This is a genomic window from Roseovarius nanhaiticus (assembly GCF_900156535.1).
GTDB classification, from domain to species: Bacteria; Pseudomonadota; Alphaproteobacteria; order Rhodobacterales; family Rhodobacteraceae; genus Roseovarius; species Roseovarius nanhaiticus.
Map to the genome: position 1 here is coordinate 380476 of NZ_FTNV01000003.1, position 18404 is coordinate 398879.

Sequence of the window (18404 nt, forward strand, 5' to 3'; positions counted from 1 at the left end):
TTCGGGCATCATCATTAAAGGGGCAAGTGCAGGAGCAGAAAACATGCCGATGAGCGAGACTGAAATGATGCTGAAAGGTTACGGGCTGACCACTGCGGAATTCTTCTATGGGATGCCCGATTACGTCCATGTGCTGAACAGTTATGTCTGGCAGGATTACGACATCGCGCCGGACCACCCCAAACTGTTTCAATTCGTCGAATTCTGGCAACGCGAGTTGGACGGCCCGCTGCATTCGGTGCGTTTTACCCATCGCAAGATGATTGCGCCGGGCGAGTGGCGCAATGTGACGGGGGAATTCACGCTGCATTGATGGGCGCCGCCGGGGCCGTGCCCCGGCGAGCGGACCGGATCAGGGAATGATGCGGGTGTACTTCATGCCTTCGAGCGATGCGCCAGCGGCAAGGCCTGCCTGGCCAAAGACGACGGCGATCACGGGCGAGATCGACGTGGTCGTCTCGGCGCGCAAGTTCTCGGCGGTGTCCTTGAACACGTATTCGATATCCGCGCCCGCGGCCCAGCCGGACGAGCGCCGGAAATTGGCCAGAGCGGCAGGGGTCATGAAGAACAGAACATGCGCGAATTGCTGCGCGCCGATCTGCAAGCCGACACTGCCCTTGGTGGCGGAATAGTAATCGACGGTCTGCCCATTGATCTGCAGAGCGCCGCGCCCGTATCCGCCGCCAAGGCCAAGGCTGGCCTCGGTGATCAGTGGCATGACCAGCATGCCTGCGGATTTCTCGGCCAGCGACTGCGTGCCGGGGTAGCGATCGTAGAGATAGCGCACGGTGGTGTTGACACGCGCGTCGATTTCCTGCGGGCCGCGGCTGCCGATGCCGTTGCCGCAAGCGGCCGTCATAAGCCCGGCGCTGCCGAGCGCGCCCAGGGTAAAGCCGCGTCTGGTGAGAATGCTCATGGATCTATGCCTGTTCGTTGCCTGAATACCGCCGGCTGTTTGGCAGCCGATCTGGCAAAACTATAGGCGGCGCGCCGCGCATTGTCACGCGCGGGCTGGCTTTTGGGCGAATTACCGCGCGAAAATGCGGGTCTTAGCGCAGGAGGCGGGCCATCGCGGGGGCGAAGTAGGTCAGAACGCCGTCGCAACCCGCGCGTTTGAAGGCCATCAGGCTCTCTTGCATGGCGCGCTCGCCATCGATCCAGCCGTTCTGCGCCGCCGCCGCGATCATCGCGTACTCGCCGCTGACCTGATAGGCGTACGTGGGCGCGGCGAACGTGTCCTTGGCCCGGCGGCAAATGTCGAGATAGGGCATGCCCGGCTTGACCATCACCGCATCGGCGCCTTCGGCCAGATCGCGGGCGATCATGCGCAGCGCCTCGTCCGAATTGGCCGGGTCCATCTGGTAGGTGCGCTTATCGCCCTTGAGCGCGCCCGAGGCGCCCACCGCGTCGCGGAACGGGCCGTAAAAGGCGCTGGCGTATTTCGCGGCATAGCTGAGCAGGATGATGTCCTGATGGCCCGCGCGCTCCAGCGCGGTGCGGATTGCGCCGATACGCCCGTCCATCATGTCCGACGGGCCGATGATGTCGACGCCCGCCTCGGCCTGCGCCAGCGCCTGTTTCACCAGCGCCTCCACCGTCTCGTCATTGACGATCACGCCGTCGCGGACAAAGCCGTCATGGCCGGTGTCCGAGTACGGATCAAGTGCGACATCCGCCATCACCATCATGTCCGGCACCGCGGCCTTGATGGCGCGCGTCGCGCGGTTGCTGAGGTTCTCGGGGTTCCAGGCCTCGGCGCAATCGGCGGTGCGCTTCTCGGGGCCGCTATAGGGAAAGAGGCAGATGGCCGGGATGCCCAGATCTGCGGCCTCGCGCGCGGCCTCGGCCACGCGGTCCACGCTGAGGCGATTGACGCCGGGCATGGATGTGACAGGCTCGCTGATATTCTCGCCGTCGCGCACGAAGACGGGCCAGATCAGATCGCCAACCGACAGCGCGTTCTCGGCGCCAAGTGCGCGCAGGCCGGGTGTGCGGCGCATCCGGCGGGGACGGGCAGCGGGAAAGGGGGCGGAGCTGGATTTCATGGGCATCACCTGGCTGTTGGCTGTGGCGCCCACTTGGTTACACGGATGGGCCGCCATCTCAAGGGCCGGCACGCGCCTGGCGTCGGGGCTCTTTGGCCTGAAACCCGCGCTTTCGATCCGCGCGGAAACGCATTAAGAGAGGCGGCAACTTGGCCGAGCGGGGATGACGTGGACTGGTACTCAACGGTTTTCGAATTGATCGACATGCGCAGTTTCAGCAACCTGTGGTTCTGGATCGCGCTTGCGGTGCTGTGGTCCTCGACCAGCCATTATGTTCTGGGCGTGCCGTGGGACATGATCACACGCGCCCGCAAGGGGCACGAGCAGGCTATGGCGGATATGAACGCGCTGGCCGCGATCAACAGCCGGCGGATCCTCTATATCGGGCGCGAGTCGGGGCTGTTGCTGACCGGCTTCATTTTTTTCGTCCTCACTGGGGCATTTTTAATGGGCTGGGTCTATGACCGCGAATTCGCGCAGGCCGTGCTGCTGCTCATGCTGCCGATGTCGCTGGTCTGGCTCTTGTCGGTGCGCACTGCCAACCGGATCGAAGCCGAGGCGCTGGAGGGCGAAGCGCTGATTTCGACCTTCAATCGGCACCGCCTTCTGGTGCAGTTGATCGGCATGGTCTCGATCTTCGTCACCGCGATGTGGGGCATGTATCAGAACATGACGACCTCGGCACTCGGGTGAGGGCGCCCGCATGGAATGCGCTTCTTTTCAGTGACATTCCACCGCGCGGTGCTAGATGCCGCCCCGAGCCGATACCCACGCATGATAACGCCGAACCGATAGTGAGCCGATGACAGCAAAAACCAGCACCCTCACCGTTTCGGGCGCCCCCGAAGGTTTCGATGCGCGGCTCGTGCTGGACGAGGTGGCGCGCGCGGGCGGCCCCGTCATGCATATTGCCCGCGATGACAAGCGGATGGCGGCCATGGCCTCGGCGCTGGCGTTCTTTCAGCCGGGCATGCCGGTGATGCAGTTCCCGGCCTGGGACTGCCTGCCGTTCGATCGCGTGTCGCCCAACCCGGATATTTCGGCCGCGCGCATGGCGACACTGGCAGGGCTAGTGCATGGCATGCCGGGGCAGTTCGTGCTGCTGACAACGCTCAGCGCGGCGATGCAGCGGATCCCGGCGCGGGACGTGCTGAAGGACGCGGCCTTTACGGCTCAGGTGGGCAAGCGCATCGACGAGGCGGCGCTGCGCGCCTTTCTGGTGCGCATGGGCTTTACCCAGACGCCCACGGTGACCGAGCCGGGCGATTACGCCGTACGCGGCGGGATCATCGACATTTACCCGCCCACCAGCGCGCGCGGCGGCGCCGAAGGTGGTGGCCCAGTACGGCTGGACCTTTTCGGCGACGTTCTGGATGGCTTGCGCCGGTTCGATCCGGTCAGTCAGCGCACGACCGAAAAGCTCGACATGATCGAGCTGGCGCCGGTCTCGGAGGTGATCCTCGACGAGGCCGCCGTGATGCGTTTTCGTCAGAATTACCGGATCGAGTTCGGCTCGGCAGGCACGGACGATCCGCTTTACGAGGCGATCAGCGCGGGGCGCAAGACGCAAGGGGCCGAGCATTGGCTGCCGTTCTTTCATGACAGGCTGGAGACGGTGTTCGACTATCTGCAAGGTGCGCCCGTCCTGATGGATGATGGGGTGGCGCCCGCACGCGCCGCGCGCTGGGACAGCATCACCGATCAGTACGAGGCGCGGCGCCACGCGATGACCGCCAAGGGGCGCGGCGACAGCGTCTACAAGCCCGTGCAGCCGGGCCTGCTCTATCTGGATGACGCCGCGTGGGACGCGGCGATGGCGCCGCACCGCGCGGTGCAGTTGCGCGCGCTACCGCAGGCGACGGGCGCGGGCGTGACCGATGCGGGCGGGCGCATCGGGCGCAATTTCGCGCCCGAGCGGCAGCAGGAAAACCTGAGCCTTTTCGGCGCCTTGAGGGACCATATTCAGGCAAAGATGGACAAGGGTCCGGTGCTTGTCGCCAGCTATACCGAAGGCGCGCGCGAGCGGATGGAGGGCCTTCTGGAGGATGAGGGTCTTGTTGGCCCCGTTACAGTCACCTCGGCCGAGCGGCTGGGCAAGACGGGTTTGCATCTGGCGGTCTGGCCCATCGATGCGGGCTTTGAAGGGCCCTTCGACAAAAAGCACCTGACGGTGATCTCGGAACAGGACATCCTCGGCGATCGTCTGATCCGCGCGCCCAAGCGCAAGCGCCGCGCCGAAAATTTCCTGAGCGAGGCCAACAGCCTGACGCCCGGCGATCTGGTGGTGCATGTCGATTTCGGGATCGGGCGGTATCTGGGCCTTGAGGTTGTCTCGGCCCTGGGCGCCGCGCATGAATGCATCGTGCTGGAATATGCCGAGGCGTCCAAGCTCTATCTGCCGGTCGAGAATGTCGAGCTGCTCAGCCGCTATGGCCACGAAGAGGGCCTGCTGGACAAGTTGGGCGGCGGCGCATGGCAGGCCAAGAAGGCCAAGCTGAAAGAGCGCATCCGCGAGATGGCCGATCGTCTGATCCGCATCGCCGCCGAGCGTGCGCTGCGCAGCGCCCCGGTACTGGAGCCCGAGCATCACGCGTGGGAGGAATTTTCGGCCCGCTTCCCCTATGAGGAGACGGACGACCAGCTGCGCGCCATCGAGGATGTGATGGCCGATCTGCAGGCGGGCACGCCGATGGATCGCCTGATTTGCGGCGATGTGGGCTTCGGCAAGACCGAGGTGGCGATGCGCGCGGCGTTTGCGGCGGCCATGTCGGGCATGCAAGTCGCCGTGATCGCGCCCACGACCTTGCTGGCACGCCAGCATTACAAGAGTTTCGCCGAACGGTTCCGCGGTTTTCCCATCAACGTGCGGCCCCTGTCGCGGTTTGTCTCGGCCAAGGACGCGGCGGCGACGCGCGAGGGGTTGGCCAAGGGGCAGGTCGATATCGTCGTCGGCACCCACGCCCTTTTGGCGAAATCGGTCAAGTTCCAAAACCTCGGCCTGCTCATCATCGACGAGGAGCAGCGGTTTGGCGTCGCGCACAAGGAACGGCTGAAGGCGCTGCGCAGCGACGTGCATGTGCTGACCCTGACAGCCACACCCATCCCCCGGACGCTGCAACTGTCGCTCTCGGGCGTGCGCGATCTCAGCATCATCGGCACGCCCCCGGTCGACCGCCTGTCGATCCGCACCTATGTCAGCGAATTCGACACGGTGACGATCCGCGAGGCGCTTTTGCGTGAGCATTACAGGGGCGGGCAAAGCTTCTTCGTGGTGCCGCGCATCTCCGACATCTCCGAGATCGAGGCGTTTCTGGATAACGAGCTGCCGGAGCTCAGCCATGTCATCGCGCATGGCCAGATGGCCGCGGGCGAGCTGGATACCCGGATGAATGCCTTCTACGACGGCAAGTATGACGTGCTGCTGGCGACGACCATCGTCGAGTCGGGCCTTGATATCCCGACCGCCAACACGATGATCATCCACCGCGCGGATATGTTCGGCCTCAGCCAGCTTTACCAGATCCGGGGGCGCGTGGGCCGGTCCAAGACGCGCGCCTACGCGTATCTGACGACCAAGCCGCGCGCGCCACTGACCACGACCGCCGAGAAACGCCTGCGTGTGCTGGGCAGTCTCGACACGCTGGGTGCGGGCTTTACGCTGGCCTCTCAGGATCTCGATATTCGCGGCGCCGGCAACCTTCTGGGCGAGGAGCAGTCGGGCCAGATGCGCGATGTGGGCTACGAGCTTTACCAGTCGATGCTGGAAGAGGCGGTGGCCAAGATCAAGGCAGGCGATACGGATGGCCTGCTGAGCGACGATGGCCAATGGGCGCCGCAGATCAATCTGGGCGTCCCGGTGCTGATCCCCGAGGAGTATGTGCCTGATCTCGACGTGCGCCTCGGCCTCTATCGCCGCCTCAGCAGCCTGGATACGAAGGTCGAGCTGGAAGGCTTTGCCGCCGAGTTGATCGACCGTTTCGGCCCGCTGCCGAAGGAGGTGAATACCCTGATCCTCGTGGTGCGTATCAAGGGCATGTGCCGCAAGGCCGGCATCGCCAAGCTGGATGGCGGCCCCAAGGGCGCGACGATCCAGTTCCACCAGGACAAGTTCGCGTCGCCCGAGGGGCTGGTCGAGTTCATCAAGGAGCAAAACGGTCTCGCCAAGGTCAAGGACAACAAGATCGTCGTACGGCGCGACTGGGCCAAGGACAGCGACAAGATCAAGGGCGCCTTCTCGATCGCGCGCGATCTGGCGCAGAAGGTGGCGGACAAGACCCGCGCCCAGAAGGCGGCCAAGACCGGCGCGGGTGAAAAGAGGAACGCCTGAAATCGCCCTTTTTCTTGGTCGGCGCGCTGGAAACTGAACGCGCCTGCCACGCGGGACGGCCCAACTAAATTCGCGATGCACGAAATTCCCCCTGTTGCGGCGGCGGAAGGCATGTTCTGCTATGGGTTGCAAAGGGACTTTCGCCAAAAGCGCAGAGCGCCCTAGCTTTTCTACCGCTGGCTCGTGATTGGGCCGAAGATCAAAATGTCCACGCGGCGCAAGGTGCCGCTGGCAATAACAGGACAGAGATCACCAACAAAGGAGACCGATCCATGTCATCGGACGATATCAATCCACGCAAGCCATCGCTGGGCCTCGCGCTCGTGCCGGTGGTGTTGACGCTGGCGGTATTGGGCATCCAGCTCTTTTACTTCGGCGACTTTACCCCGCACATCCCGCTGGCCATTGGCCTCGCAATCACCGCGATTGTAGGTCTCTATCTGGGCCATGACTGGGGCAACATGGAAGACGGCGTTTTCCGCGTCATCAATGTCTCGCTGCCGTCGGTATCTGTTCTGATCGTTGTCGGTATGATTATCGGAGTGTGGATCGCTTCGGGCACTGTGCCGACGCTGATCTACTACGGTCTCCTGATCCTCTCGCCTCAGATCTTTCTTGCGGCCTCTATGATCATGTGCGCGGTGGTGTCGGTATCCCTTGGCACCAGCTGGGGCACGGTCGGAACCGTTGGCCTCGCGCTGATGGGTATCGGCGCTGGCTTCGATATTCCGATGTACTGGACGGCAGGCGCGGTCGTCTCCGGCGCCTTTTTCGGGGACAAGATTTCGCCGCTGTCGGACACGACCAATCTGGCACCGGCGGTGACGGGCGTGAACCTCTTCGATCACATCCGCAACATGATGCCCACCACGGTGCCCGCCATGCTGATCGCGCTGGGCGTCTATATCTGGGCGGGCTATGCGCTGATCGGCGAGGGCACGGCCTCGTTCGAGCGGATCGACAGCATCACCAATGCTTTGAACGAATACTTCGCCATCTCGCCCTGGCTGCTGGTGCCTGCGCTGCTGGTGCTGGCGCTGGCAATCATGAAAAAGCCGCCAATTCCGTCGCTGTTCGCGGGCGTCGTCGCCGGTGCGATCACGGCGATGATCGCGCAGGGATCGTCGCTGCACGACACGTTCGGCTATGCCAATAGCGGGTATTCCATCGAGACCGGCATCGCCGAAATCGACAGCTTGCTGAACCGGGGCGGCATCCAGTCGATGATGTGGACAATCTCCCTGATCCTCATCGCGCTGGGTTTTGGCGGCGCGCTCGAGCGGACGGGCTGTCTTCAGGCGATCATCGCGGCGATCCTGTCAAAGGTGCATTCCTTTGCAGGAGTGCAGACGGCGGCCATCGCCACGTCGACGGCGACGAACCTGGTGGCGGGCGATCCTTACCTGTCGATCGCGCTGCCGGGCCGCATGTATGCGCCGGTTTACCGGGGCATGGGCCGCTCGACACTCAACCTCAGCCGCGCGACCGAAGAAGGCGGCACCCTGATGTCGCCACTGATCCCGTGGAACGCAGGTGGCGCGTTCGTCATCTCGGCGCTGGGCCTTGGGGTGATCGACGGCAATTTCGAGAACCTGCTTTATATTCCGCTGGCCTTCGCCTGCTGGATGACGCCGGTGATCGGGATCTTCTACGCCTGGACCGGGCTCTTCTCGCCCATGGCAAGCGAGGCAGAGAAGCAGGACTGGCGCGACAATGATCGCGCGGTCGCCGATCTCAGCGAATACGGCTATGACGACCCGCTCGCCGATGCACCCGCCAGGGCGCCGGCCGAGTAGCGGCTGAAAGCTGTCTAAAACAAGTTAACCCGCGTCTGATGCCAGGCGCGGGTTTATTCATGCGCCCAAGCAGGGGCGCGTCTTTTCTTCTTGCATCAAATATCCCCGCCGGAGGCTCCGCCATCGGCAAGGCGCGCAGGCTTCAGCCCTTCTGGCCTTGGGCATCCTTGAACGCGCGCACCCGGTCGGCCAGCATCTTGCGCGCTTTGGTGTTGGCGCGGCGCACACGGACGGCGGTCAGAAACGCCTCTTCGGCGGTCTGCGATGTGGCGCCCATCATGTTGGCCAGATCGTCGATGATGCGCTCGTCGCCGGTGATCTCCTCGGCCTTCAGCGCGTCGATGGCCAACTGGTCGGCCAGATCCTCGGCGACACCCATGGCCTAGCGTGTCCCTTCGGTCAGGCGGCGCTTGACGTAGGACGTGACGGTTTCGATCATCGGGTCCATATGCGGATCCTCAAAGAAGTGACCGGCTCCGGGCACTTCCTCGTGCTGGATCGTGATGCCCTGCTGATCGTGCAGCTTGTTGACCAGCGCGGTCGTGTCGGCGGGGGGCGCGACGCGGTCATTGGCGCCGTTGATGATGAGACCCGAGGAGGGGCAGGGCGCGAGGAACGAGAAATCGTACATGTTCGCCGGGGGCGAGACGCTGATGAAGCCGGTGATCTCGGGGCGGCGCATCAGAAGCTGCATGCCGATCCACGCGCCGAAGGAGAAGCCCGCGACCCAGCAATGCTTGGAATTGGCATTCATGCTTTGCAGATAGTCGAGCGCCGAGGCGGCATCGCTGAGTTCGCCCACGCCCTGATCGTACTCGCCCTGGCTGCGGCCCACGCCGCGAAAATTGAAGCGCAGAACGGTAAAGCCCATGCGGTGAAAGGCGTAATGCAGATTGTAGACGACCTTGTTGTTCATCGTGCCGCCAAATTGCGGGTGCGGATGCAGCACGATGGCGATTGGCGCGTCCTTTTCCTTCTGCGGATGATAGCGGCCTTCTAGACGGCCTTCGGGGCCGGGAAAGATAACCTCGGGCATGCGGCGTTCCTTGCTGCGAGAACTTCGGGCGCGGCAAATCCCGTTGACGGGGCGGCCTGCGCGCCTTAGAACAATTCTAAACTGATGGCCGAGCGCGTTGACACGCGGGGCCAGACCGATAGGGCTTGGCGCGTGATAAGCGCCGGGGCCCTCAAGGTCAATCCATTCGCAGCCGCGTCGAGGGGGGAAGGCCATGAAACTCAGCACCAAGGGGCGCTATGCCATGGTCGCTCTGTCGGATATCGCGCTCCAGCCCGAAGGCACGTTGGTCACGCTGGGCGAGGTTTCGCGCCGGCAGAGCATTTCGCTGCCCTATCTTGAACAGCTCTTCGTCAAGCTGCGCCGCGCCGATCTGGTGACCTCCGTTCGGGGGCCGGGCGGCGGATATCGCCTGGCGCGGCCAACGTCCGAAATCCGCGTGTCCGAGATCCTGGCCGCGGTCGATGAAACGGTGGATGCGCTGCATAAGGGCGCTGGCGCCTCGGGCGGCGCATCGGGCAGCCGCGCGCAATCCATGACCAACCGGTTGTGGGAAGGGCTGAGCGCGCAGGTCTATGTCTATCTGCATCAGACCCGGCTGAGCGACGTGGTGGGCAACTCGCTGGCCCCGTGCCCGGCGGTGCCTTCGCTGTTCAATATCGTGGACGAAGATTGATGGCTTGCCTGCGGCGTGAGTATTTCGGGAACATTGAAAGCGGGCCTCTATGAAGGGGCGCGTTTACCTCGACTATAATGCCACCGCGCCTTTGAGGCCTGAGGCACGGAGCGCGATGATCGCGGCGATGGATCTGCTTGGCAATCCTTCGAGCGTGCACTCCGAAGGCCGCGCCGCCAAGGCGCTGGTTGAGCGGGCGCGCGCGCAGGTGGCTGCAGCAATGGGCGCCGACGGGGCCGACGTGATCTTTACCTCTGGCGCGACCGAGGCGGCGGCGCTCGCTTGTGCCGGGCGGGATCTGAGCGCGGCCCTGATCGAGCATGAGGCGGTCGCGGCCTGGACGGATGGCGCCTTGGCTGTGTCCTCAGGCGGGGCGGTGAACGTTCTGAATCCGGCGCGGACGGCGCTTCAACTGGCCAATTCCGAGACGGGTGTGGTGCAAACGCTGCCCGAGGGCATTGCGGTCAGCGATATGACGCAAGCCTTCGGCAAGCTGCGGGTTGGATTTAACGAGAGCGGCGCGCGGATGGCGCTGATCTCGGCGCATAAGTTGGGTGGGCCGAAGGGTATCGGCGCGCTGGTTGTGCGGCGTGGCACGGAGGTGCCGGCGCAGATCAGGGGCGGGGGCCAGGAGATGGGTCGACGCTCGGGCACCGAGAACATCATCGGCATCGCCGGTTTCGGCGCGGCAGCAGAGGCCGCGGCGCAGGATCTGACCAACGGCACCTGGGACCGGGTGGAGAAACTTAGAAACATTCTAGAAAAGACCATTGCAGCTGGCGCGAATAAGACTATTTTTGTCGGGAAAGGATCTGTGCGCTTGCCGAACACCTCCTGCGTCCTCACGCCCGGCTGGAAGGGCGAGACGCAGGTGATGGCGCTGGATCTGGCGGGGTTCGCCGTTTCCGCAGGCTCGGCCTGCTCCAGTGGCAAGGTGCGCGCCAGCGCGGTGCTGCGGGCCATGGGCCATGACGAGGCGGACGCCGCTTGTGCCATTCGCGTCTCGCTGGGGCCGCAGACGACCGAGGACGAGATCACGCGCTTTGCCGAAAGCTGGCTGGCGCTCCATGACAGACACTGCGCCCGGGCGGGCGCGCATTGAGATTGAGACGGGGAGATCAGGATATGACAGCACTCGATGATGCACCGGTGGGCACCAAGGCGCACCAGGACGTAGCGAAAGAAGGCGTCGATCAGGACACTGTCGACCGCGTTCGCGAGGTTGGCGGCGCCTACAAGCATGGCTGGTCGACCGATATTGAAATGGAGTACGCGCCAAAGGGCCTGACGCCCGATATCGTCAAGCTGATTTCGGAGAAGAACGAAGAGCCCGAGTGGATGACCGAGTGGCGCCTCGAGGCCTACAAGACCTGGCTGACCAAGAAAGAGCCTAACTGGGCGATGGTCGACTATCCCGAAATCGACTTTCAGGAGCAGTATTACTACGCGCGCCCCAAGTCGATGATGGTCAAGCCCAAGTCGCTGGACGAGGTCGATCCCAAGCTTCTGGCCACCTACAGCAAGCTGGGCATCCCCTTGAAAGAGCAGGCCATTCTGGCAGGTGTCGAGGGCGCGGGCGAAATGCCCGCCGAGGCGCGCAAGGTGGCTGTGGACGCGGTGTTCGACTCCGTGTCGGTGGGCACGACCTTCCAGAAAGAGCTGCTTGAGGCTGGGGTCATCTTTTGCTCGATCTCGGAGGCGATCCGCGAATATCCGGATCTGGTGAAGAAGTATCTGGGCTCGGTCGTGCCGGTGAATGACAACTTCTATGCCACGCTCAATTCGGCGGTCTTTTCGGATGGCTCGTTCGTGTACGTGCCGCCGGGCGTACGCTGCCCGATGGAGCTGAGCACCTATTTCCGTATCAACGCCGAGAATACCGGCCAGTTCGAGCGGACGCTGATCATCGCCGACAAGGGCAGCTATGTCAGCTATCTCGAGGGCTGCACGGCGCCCCAGCGCGACGAGAGCCAGCTTCACGCGGCGGTCGTCGAGATCATCGTCGAGGAGGATGCCGAGGTGAAATACTCGACGGTCCAGAACTGGTATCCGGGCGACGAGAACGGCAAGGGCGGCATCTACAACTTCGTCACCAAGCGAGCCGATTGCCGTGGCGATCGGGCCAAGGTGATGTGGACGCAGGTCGAAACTGGGTCCGCCGTGACTTGGAAGTATCCCAGCTGCATCCTGCGCGGTGACGACAGCCAAGGCGAGTTCTATTCCATCGCCATCGCCAACAACATGCAGCAGGCTGACACCGGCACCAAGATGATCCATCTGGGCAAGCGCACCAAATCGCGTATCGTGTCCAAGGGGATCAGCGCGGGCAAAGCGCAGAACACCTACCGCGGGCTGGTAAGTATGCACCCCAAGGCCAAGGAATCGCGGAATTATACGCAATGTGACAGCCTGCTCATCGGCGACAAATGTGGCGCGCACACGGTGCCCTATATCGAGGTCAAGAATAACTCGTCTCGCGTCGAGCATGAGGCGACGACATCCAAGGTCGACGATGACCAGATGTTCTATTGCCGCCAGCGCGGCATGGACGAGGAGGAGGCGGTGGCGCTTGTGGTCAACGGCTTCTGCCGCGACGTGTTGCAGGCGCTGCCGATGGAGTTCGCCATGGAAGCGCAGCAGTTGGTCGCGATCTCGCTGGAAGGCTCGGTGGGCTGATCCAGTGTTCGGGATGGTGGACATAACGCGGCTCGGCGGGGCGGCACGATGAACGATGTCGTGCTGCCTCTGCCCGAGCGTACGGACGAGACGTATTTCGATGCCCCGGCCGCGTTTGATGCGTTGGCTGCTGGCCAGCCAGTGGCCTTTCCGCCGTTCGAGGTGCTGCATGTCCCGCGAATGGGGCTGAGCCTGTGCCTTAACATGGCGCGTGATCCAATCCAGAACGCGTGGCGGCGCGGAGAGTTCTTTGAGCTCGAAGAGTTGGATCTGCTTGCTCGCGACATCAAGAGTGGCGCGCATATCGTTGATATTGGTGCGAATGTTGGTAATCATGCGCTGTTTTTTGCGACGCGCATGAAGGCAGCGCGCGTGGTGGTGTTCGAGCCGAACCCGCTTGCGATCGCCCCGTTGATGGCGAATGTCCTGATCAATCAGCTTGAGGGTGTAATCGACATGGGCGGCCTCGGTGTAGGCCTGTCCGATAGGGCTGCGAGTGGGTTTGGCATGAAGCGCCATGATCGAAATCTGGGCGCGTCCAAGATGTTCGAGGGCAAGGGTGCTCTTGAGGTTCATGCGGGCGACGATTTGCTTGAGGGTGAGACGCCGGATCTGATCAAGATCGACGTGGAAGGCATGGAAATGAAAGTGCTTTCTGGATTGGCCAAGACGATTGGCACGCATCGACCCGCAATTTTGATCGAGGTGGATGAAGAAAACGCCGACGTGTTCGCCACGTGGTGTGATCACAATTCCTACGAGGTGGCCCATTCGGTCCGTCACAGCCGCAGGAACTGCAACCATCTGGTGATGCCCGGAGGTGCGGTATGAGCGAGACGCTGATCCAGCGCCCTGAGCTGACGCTGCCCGATGCGGAGGCTGCCCGTGTCGCGGAAGCCTACGCGGCGGCGGAGGTTATCCTTGAATACGGCAGCGGCGGCTCGACCGTTCTGGCTTCGGAACTGCCCGGAAAGCGGGTGTTTTCGGTCGAGAGCGACAAGGCTTGGGCCGAGATGATGCAGGCGTGGCTGGCGCAGACCCCACCGGCTTCGGGCACGACGGTGGATGTGATCTGGTCGGACGTCGGGCCGACCGGGGAGTGGGGCCGTCCGGTGGATGACACCGGTTGGCGGCACTACCCGGACTATCCCCTGGCCGTCTGGCAACGCGTGGATTTCGTGCAGCCAGATGTGGTGTTGGTGGACGGGCGTTTTAGGCCAGGCTGCGCCATGGCCACGGCCTTTTGCACGGCGCGTCCTGTGACGGTGCTGGTGGACGATTACCGTCGCCGCAAAGGGTATCACGCGATCGAGGAATTTTTGGGCGCGCCTCGTCTTATCGGCCGCATGGCCGAATTCGAGGTCGCGCCGATTGCAGTCCCGGCAGATCGCCTGCTGCCATTAATCAAGATGATGATGCGGCCCTGACCGGGCCGCGAGTGAACAGAGTTGAAAGGAAAAAAGATGCTTGAGATCAAGAACCTGCACGTCGATCTTGAAGAAGAGGATAAGACCATCCTCAAGGGTGTGGACCTGACGGTCGAGGCCGGCAAGGTGCATGCCATCATGGGACCGAACGGCTCGGGGAAATCGACGTTGAGCTATGTGCTGTCGGGCCGCGATGGTTACGAGGTCACCAAAGGATCCGCGACGCTTGAAGGTCAGGATATCTTGGCCATGGAGACCGAGGAGCGCGCGGCCGCGGGTCTCTTCCTTGCGTTCCAGTACCCGGTCGAGATTCCCGGTGTCGGCAACATGACGTTCATGCGCACCGCCCTCAACGCGCAGCGCAAGGCGCGTGGCGAGGAGGAGATGAGCGCAGCGGACTTCCTCAAGCTGATCCGCGAGAAGGCCAAGGAGCTGAAGATCGACGCGGATATGCTGAAGCGTCCGGTCAATGTCGGCTTCTCCGGCGGTGAGAAAAAGCGCAACGAAATCCTGCAGATGGCGCTTCTTGAGCCCAAGTTGTGCATCCTTGACGAGACCGACTCGGGTCTTGACGTGGACGCGATGAAACTGGTTGCCGACGGCGTCAACGCGCTGCGCAGCGAGGGCCGCGGATTTCTTGTGATCACACACTACCAGCGCCTCTTGGACCACATCAAACCGGATGTCGTGCACATCATGTCCGATGGACGCATCATTAAATCGGGTGGCCCCGAATTGGCCCTGGAGGTCGAAAAGAACGGGTACACGGATATTCTGGCGGAGGTGGCGTAATGGCCCTTTCGAAACCCAAGCAAACCGCAACCGAGGCGCGGCTGGAGGCACTGACCTTGCCCCAGCCCGGCGGATGGCTCGATGGCGCGCGGAATGATGCGCTGTCACGTGTCCGCGCGATGGGTTTGCCGCAGCGGCGCGATGAATACTGGAAATTCACCCGTCCTGACACGCTGACGCAGCCCGAGGCGGCGCCCGCTGCGCCATTCCATCCGGACGAGCACGAGATTTTTGGCCAGATCGATCGGGTCAAGATCGTGTTCGTCGATGGTGTTTTTGATGCGGAGGCCAGTAGTGATCTTGCCTTGGAAGGCGTCAAGATCGAGCGCCTCGCAGAGTCCGCCAAGGCCGATATCCATTGGGCCCGCGACCTCTACGGAACGCTCGAGGCGCGCGGCCAGACGCCGGTGGAGCGACCCTTGGCTGCACTCAACACAGCGGCGGCGCAGGACGGTGTGCTGATCCATGTCACAGGTGAGGCCGACAAGCCGATCAACCTGATTTATCGCCACGAATCAAAGGATTCCGACGCGATGCTTCACCATGTGATCAAGCTGGACGCCGGTGCGCGGATGACCCTGCTGGAAAACGGTCCGGCGGCGGCACGCTTCAACGACGTGCTTGAGGTTGAGGTGGGCGATGGCGCCACCTTCCACCATGTGCGTACCCAAGGGCGCGATCATGAGCGCCGGGCTGCGACGCATCTCTTTGCGCGGTTGGGTACCGAAAGCATCTTCAAATCCTTCACCATGACGGCCAATGGCGCGCTGACACGCAATGAGTGCATCATCGAGCTACTGGGCGATGACGCAACTGCGCATGTCGCGGGCGCCTCGATGGGGGATGGCGCGTTTCACGACGACGATACCGTTTTCGTGACCCACGATGCGCTGCGATGCGAAAGCCGGCAGGTCTTCAAGAAAGTATTGCGCAACGGCGCAACCGGGGTTTTTCAAGGCAAGATCCTGGTAAAAGCCGGCGCGCAGAAGACCGACGGCTATCAGATCAGCCAATCGCTTTTGCTCGACGAAGACAGCCAGTTCTTGGCCAAACCCGAACTCGAGATCTATGCCGATGACGTGATCTGCTCGCACGGCTCGACCTCCGGGGCGATTGACGAAGACGCGATGTATTACCTCCGGGCGCGCGGTGTGCCCAAGGCGATCGCAACCGACCTGCTGACACTGGCCTTTCTGGCCGAGGCGGTTGACGAGATCGAGGACGAGACCTTGCAGGAAGAGATCAAGTCGCTGCTCGAAGGATGGCTGGAGCGGCGGCGCGGCTGATGGCAGTCACACGCGACATCGCGGCTACGTATCGCGGCCCTCGGGCCGTGATGCGCCGCCTGCTCGCCATGGGCGAGAATGAGGGGCGGGCGCTCGCGATCCTCATGGCAGGCTGCGTCGTGATGTTTATCGCGCAGTGGCCGCGACTGGCGCGCGAGGCGTATCTGACCGAGCAGGAATTGAACCCGCTATTGGGGGGAGCGTTGCTGGCGTGGGCCTTCATCGCGCCGCTGATCCTTTATGCAATCGCGTTGCTCAGTCATTGGATCGCCAAGGCGTTTCGCGCTCGTGGCACCGGGTTTGGCGCGCGGCTCGCGCTTTTCTGGGCGCTTCTGGCCTCCAGCCCATTGGTGCTGCTGCATGGGTTGGTGGCTGGCTTTATCGGGCCCGGACCGGGCCTGACTGCGGTCGGGGCCATATGGCTTGCAGTGTTTGCCGCCTTTTGGGGGCTTGGATTGCGCGAGGCGGAATGGGGCAAGGCATGAATACGGCATTCGCGGTGGATCTTTTCCGCCAGACATTGAGCGCGCCGCGCGATGCGGCGGCGCGTATTCTGGCGCTAGATCTGCCTCGGGACTGGCTTTGGACCGCGCTCGTCCTTATGGGCGTGCTCAACGGGTTGGTCTATTCGGTCGTGCTGCAGATCGGCGGACCGGGCGAGGGCGGGGCGGCCCCCATGATGCCTGCCGCTCTGCAGTCGCCGCTTGCGTTCACGATGTTTCTGATCGGGGCGCTGGTCTTGACGATTGTCGTGCTGTCTTGGGTAGGGCAGTTGATGGGCGGCAAGGCTGCAGTAAAAGACATTCTGGCGTTGATTGCGTGGCTACAGCTTCTACGTCTCGTCGTGCAGCTGGCACTTATTGTGCTCATGCTGGCTTTGCCGCTTGCCGGGTTGATTCTGGTTCTGGTCGCGTCGGTTTGGGGGCTTGTCATCCTGGTCATCTTCGTGGACGAGGCGCATGAATTCGGCAATGTTTTCAAGGCTGCAGGCGCGGTCATCCTCGGATTTCTCGGGGTGCTGGTGGGCCTGTCGGCTATCTTTGGCGTGCTTGGCGCGCTTGTCGTAGGAGGGGCGTGATGCTCGATGTGAACGAAGTGCGCGCGGATTTCCCGATCCTCAAGCGCGAGGTGAACGGCAAGCCGCTGGTCTATCTGGACAACGGCGCCTCGGCGCAAAAGCCGCAAGTCGTCATCGACGCGATGAACACAGCCTACAGCCATGAATATGCCAATGTTCACAGGGGCTTGCATTACCTCAGTAACCTCGCCACCGAGAAGTACGAGGGCGTGCGCGGCATTATCGCGCGGTTTCTAAATGTGGCGGACGAAAGTCAGATCATCCTCAATTCCGGCACGACCGAGGGGATCAACATGGTCGCCTACGGCTGGGCCATGCCCCGGTTCGAGCCGGGTGACGAGGTGGTGCTGAGCGTGATGGAGCACCACGCCAATATCGTGCCGTGGCATTTCCTGCGCGAGCGGCAGGGCGCGGTGCTGAAATGGGTAGATACGGATATGAACGGCGCGCTGGACGCGCAGAAGGTCATCGACGCGATTGGACCCAAGACGAAGTTGGTTGCAATCTCGCATCTTTCCAATGTTTTGGGGACCAAAGTTGATGTAAAGGCGATCTGCGCCGCCGCCCGTGCCAAAGGTGTCGCGGTCCTGGTGGATGGCAGCCAGGCCGCCGTGCACATGCCCGTCAATGTCGACGATCTGGGCTGTGATTTCTACGCCATCACGGGTCACAAGCTCTATGGCCCCTCAGGCTCGGGCGCGATCTATGTGCGCCGTGAGCGGATGGAGGAAATGCGCCCCTTCATGGGTGGCGGCGACATGATCCGCGAGGTCACCAAGGAGAACGTGGTTTATAACGACGCGCCGATGAAGTTCGAGGCGGGCACGCCCGGCATCGTTCAGACCATCGGGCTTGGCGTTGCGCTGAACTACATGATGGATCTGGGGATGGAGAATATCGCCGCCCATGAAAACCGCATCCGCGATTACGCGGATCAGCGACTGGCCGGGCTGAACTGGCTTCAGGTTCAGGGCCATGCGCCTGACAAGGCGGCGATTTTCAGCTTTACCATGGATGGCGCAGGCCACGCGCACGACATTTCGACCATCTTGGACAAGAAGGGCGTGGCCGTTCGAGCGGGCCAGCATTGCGCGGCGCCGCTTATGGACCACCTTGGCCTCGCTGCGACATGCCGCGCGTCCTTTGGCGTCTATAACACAGAGGCTGAAGTCGACGCGTTGATCGACGCGCTGGAACTGTGCCACGATCTTTTTGCCTGACCAGCCGCGCCTGCAACGGAATTTCCGACGGATTTATCCGTTGCGGGCGCGCGGCGGCGCAGGTAT

At 62.8% G+C, this 18404-nt stretch carries 18 protein-coding genes; 14 read left to right on the forward strand and 4 right to left on the reverse strand.

Annotated elements, in window-relative coordinates; genetic code table 11:
* Window positions 1-43: 43 nt before the first annotated feature.
* Window positions 44-313 carry an usg protein gene (locus tag BW975_RS14995; RefSeq protein WP_076535116.1) on the forward strand — a complete coding sequence of 90 codons (270 nt, stop codon included), beginning with the start codon at window positions 44-46 and terminating at the stop codon, window positions 311-313.
* Window positions 314-352: 39 nt separating this feature from the next.
* Here the strand turns inward: BW975_RS14995 and BW975_RS15000 are convergent, their stop codons facing one another.
* Window positions 353-916, reverse strand: a complete 564-nt coding sequence (locus tag BW975_RS15000) for a lipid-binding SYLF domain-containing protein (protein WP_092746241.1) — start codon at window positions 914-916, stop codon at window positions 353-355.
* A gap of 133 nt (window positions 917-1049) precedes the next feature.
* Window positions 1050-2045 carry a porphobilinogen synthase gene (gene hemB / locus BW975_RS15005; RefSeq protein ID WP_076535277.1) on the reverse strand — a complete coding sequence of 332 codons (996 nt, stop codon included), beginning with the start codon at window positions 2043-2045 and terminating at the stop codon, window positions 1050-1052.
* A 168-nt stretch (window positions 2046-2213) separates the two neighbouring features.
* Between hemB and BW975_RS15010 the strand changes: the two genes are divergently transcribed.
* From BW975_RS15010 to nhaC, 3 genes are all read left to right on the forward strand, one after another.
* The gene (locus tag BW975_RS15010; protein WP_092746240.1) at window positions 2214-2738 is read left to right on the forward strand and encodes a component of SufBCD complex; all 525 of its coding nucleotides are present in this window, start codon (window positions 2214-2216) and stop codon (window positions 2736-2738) included.
* Between the two features lie 109 nt (window positions 2739-2847).
* Window positions 2848-6372, forward strand: a complete 3525-nt coding sequence (gene mfd / locus BW975_RS15015) for a transcription-repair coupling factor (protein WP_076535118.1) — start codon at window positions 2848-2850, stop codon at window positions 6370-6372.
* Window positions 6373-6644: 272 nt separating this feature from the next.
* Window positions 6645-8168 (forward strand): Na+/H+ antiporter NhaC, encoded by a 1524-nt coding sequence (gene nhaC / locus BW975_RS15020; protein ID WP_076535119.1) that lies wholly within the window; start codon window positions 6645-6647, stop codon window positions 8166-8168.
* Between the two features lie 142 nt (window positions 8169-8310).
* Here the strand turns inward: nhaC and BW975_RS15025 are convergent, their stop codons facing one another.
* Window positions 8311-8547, reverse strand: coding sequence for a hypothetical protein (locus tag BW975_RS15025; protein WP_076535120.1), 237 nt, complete (start codon window positions 8545-8547; stop codon window positions 8311-8313).
* Between the two features lie 3 nt (window positions 8548-8550).
* Window positions 8551-9204 carry an alpha/beta hydrolase gene (locus BW975_RS15030; protein ID WP_076535121.1) on the reverse strand — a complete coding sequence of 218 codons (654 nt, stop codon included), beginning with the start codon at window positions 9202-9204 and terminating at the stop codon, window positions 8551-8553.
* 193 nt (window positions 9205-9397) lie between these two features.
* On the opposite strand from BW975_RS15030, the gene iscR reads away from it, so the two are divergent.
* The 10 genes from iscR to BW975_RS15080 are packed head-to-tail and all read left to right on the forward strand — an operon-like array spanning window position 9398 to window position 18338.
* On the forward strand, window positions 9398-9859 hold the full coding sequence (iscR, locus tag BW975_RS15035; protein ID WP_076535122.1) for a Fe-S cluster assembly transcriptional regulator IscR: 462 nt from the start codon (window positions 9398-9400) through the stop codon (window positions 9857-9859).
* A 49-nt stretch (window positions 9860-9908) separates the two neighbouring features.
* A complete protein-coding gene (locus BW975_RS15040) occupies window positions 9909-10961 on the forward strand; it encodes a cysteine desulfurase family protein (RefSeq protein WP_076535123.1) in 1053 nt (350 codons plus the stop codon).
* 23 nt (window positions 10962-10984) lie between these two features.
* Entirely contained in the window at window positions 10985-12535 is a 1551-nt protein-coding gene (gene sufB / locus BW975_RS15045) for a Fe-S cluster assembly protein SufB (RefSeq protein WP_076535124.1), read from the forward strand.
* Window positions 12536-12583: 48 nt separating this feature from the next.
* Window positions 12584-13366: an FkbM family methyltransferase gene (locus BW975_RS15050; RefSeq protein ID WP_244512579.1), complete on the forward strand. Its 783-nt coding sequence runs from the start codon at window positions 12584-12586 to the stop codon at window positions 13364-13366.
* A complete protein-coding gene (locus BW975_RS15055; RefSeq protein ID WP_076535125.1) occupies window positions 13363-13962 on the forward strand; it encodes a hypothetical protein in 600 nt (199 codons plus the stop codon). Before BW975_RS15050 ends, BW975_RS15055 begins: the two co-directional genes overlap by 4 nt.
* A 36-nt stretch (window positions 13963-13998) precedes the next feature.
* Window positions 13999-14754, forward strand: a complete 756-nt coding sequence (gene sufC / locus BW975_RS15060) for a Fe-S cluster assembly ATPase SufC (RefSeq protein ID WP_076535126.1) — start codon at window positions 13999-14001, stop codon at window positions 14752-14754.
* Window positions 14754-16040, forward strand: a complete 1287-nt coding sequence (locus BW975_RS15065) for a SufB/SufD family protein (protein WP_076535127.1) — start codon at window positions 14754-14756, stop codon at window positions 16038-16040. The genes sufC and BW975_RS15065 overlap by 1 nt, the downstream gene beginning before the upstream one ends.
* Window positions 16040-16525: a YIP1 family protein gene (locus tag BW975_RS15070; protein WP_076535280.1), complete on the forward strand. Its 486-nt coding sequence runs from the start codon at window positions 16040-16042 to the stop codon at window positions 16523-16525. Before BW975_RS15065 ends, BW975_RS15070 begins: the two co-directional genes overlap by 1 nt.
* Window positions 16522-17118, forward strand: coding sequence for a Yip1 family protein (locus BW975_RS15075; protein ID WP_170846587.1), 597 nt, complete (start codon window positions 16522-16524; stop codon window positions 17116-17118). Before BW975_RS15070 ends, BW975_RS15075 begins: the two co-directional genes overlap by 4 nt.
* A complete protein-coding gene (locus BW975_RS15080) occupies window positions 17118-18338 on the forward strand; it encodes a cysteine desulfurase (RefSeq protein ID WP_076535129.1) in 1221 nt (406 codons plus the stop codon). The genes BW975_RS15075 and BW975_RS15080 overlap by 1 nt, the downstream gene beginning before the upstream one ends.
* Window positions 18339-18404: the final 66 nt, after the last annotated feature.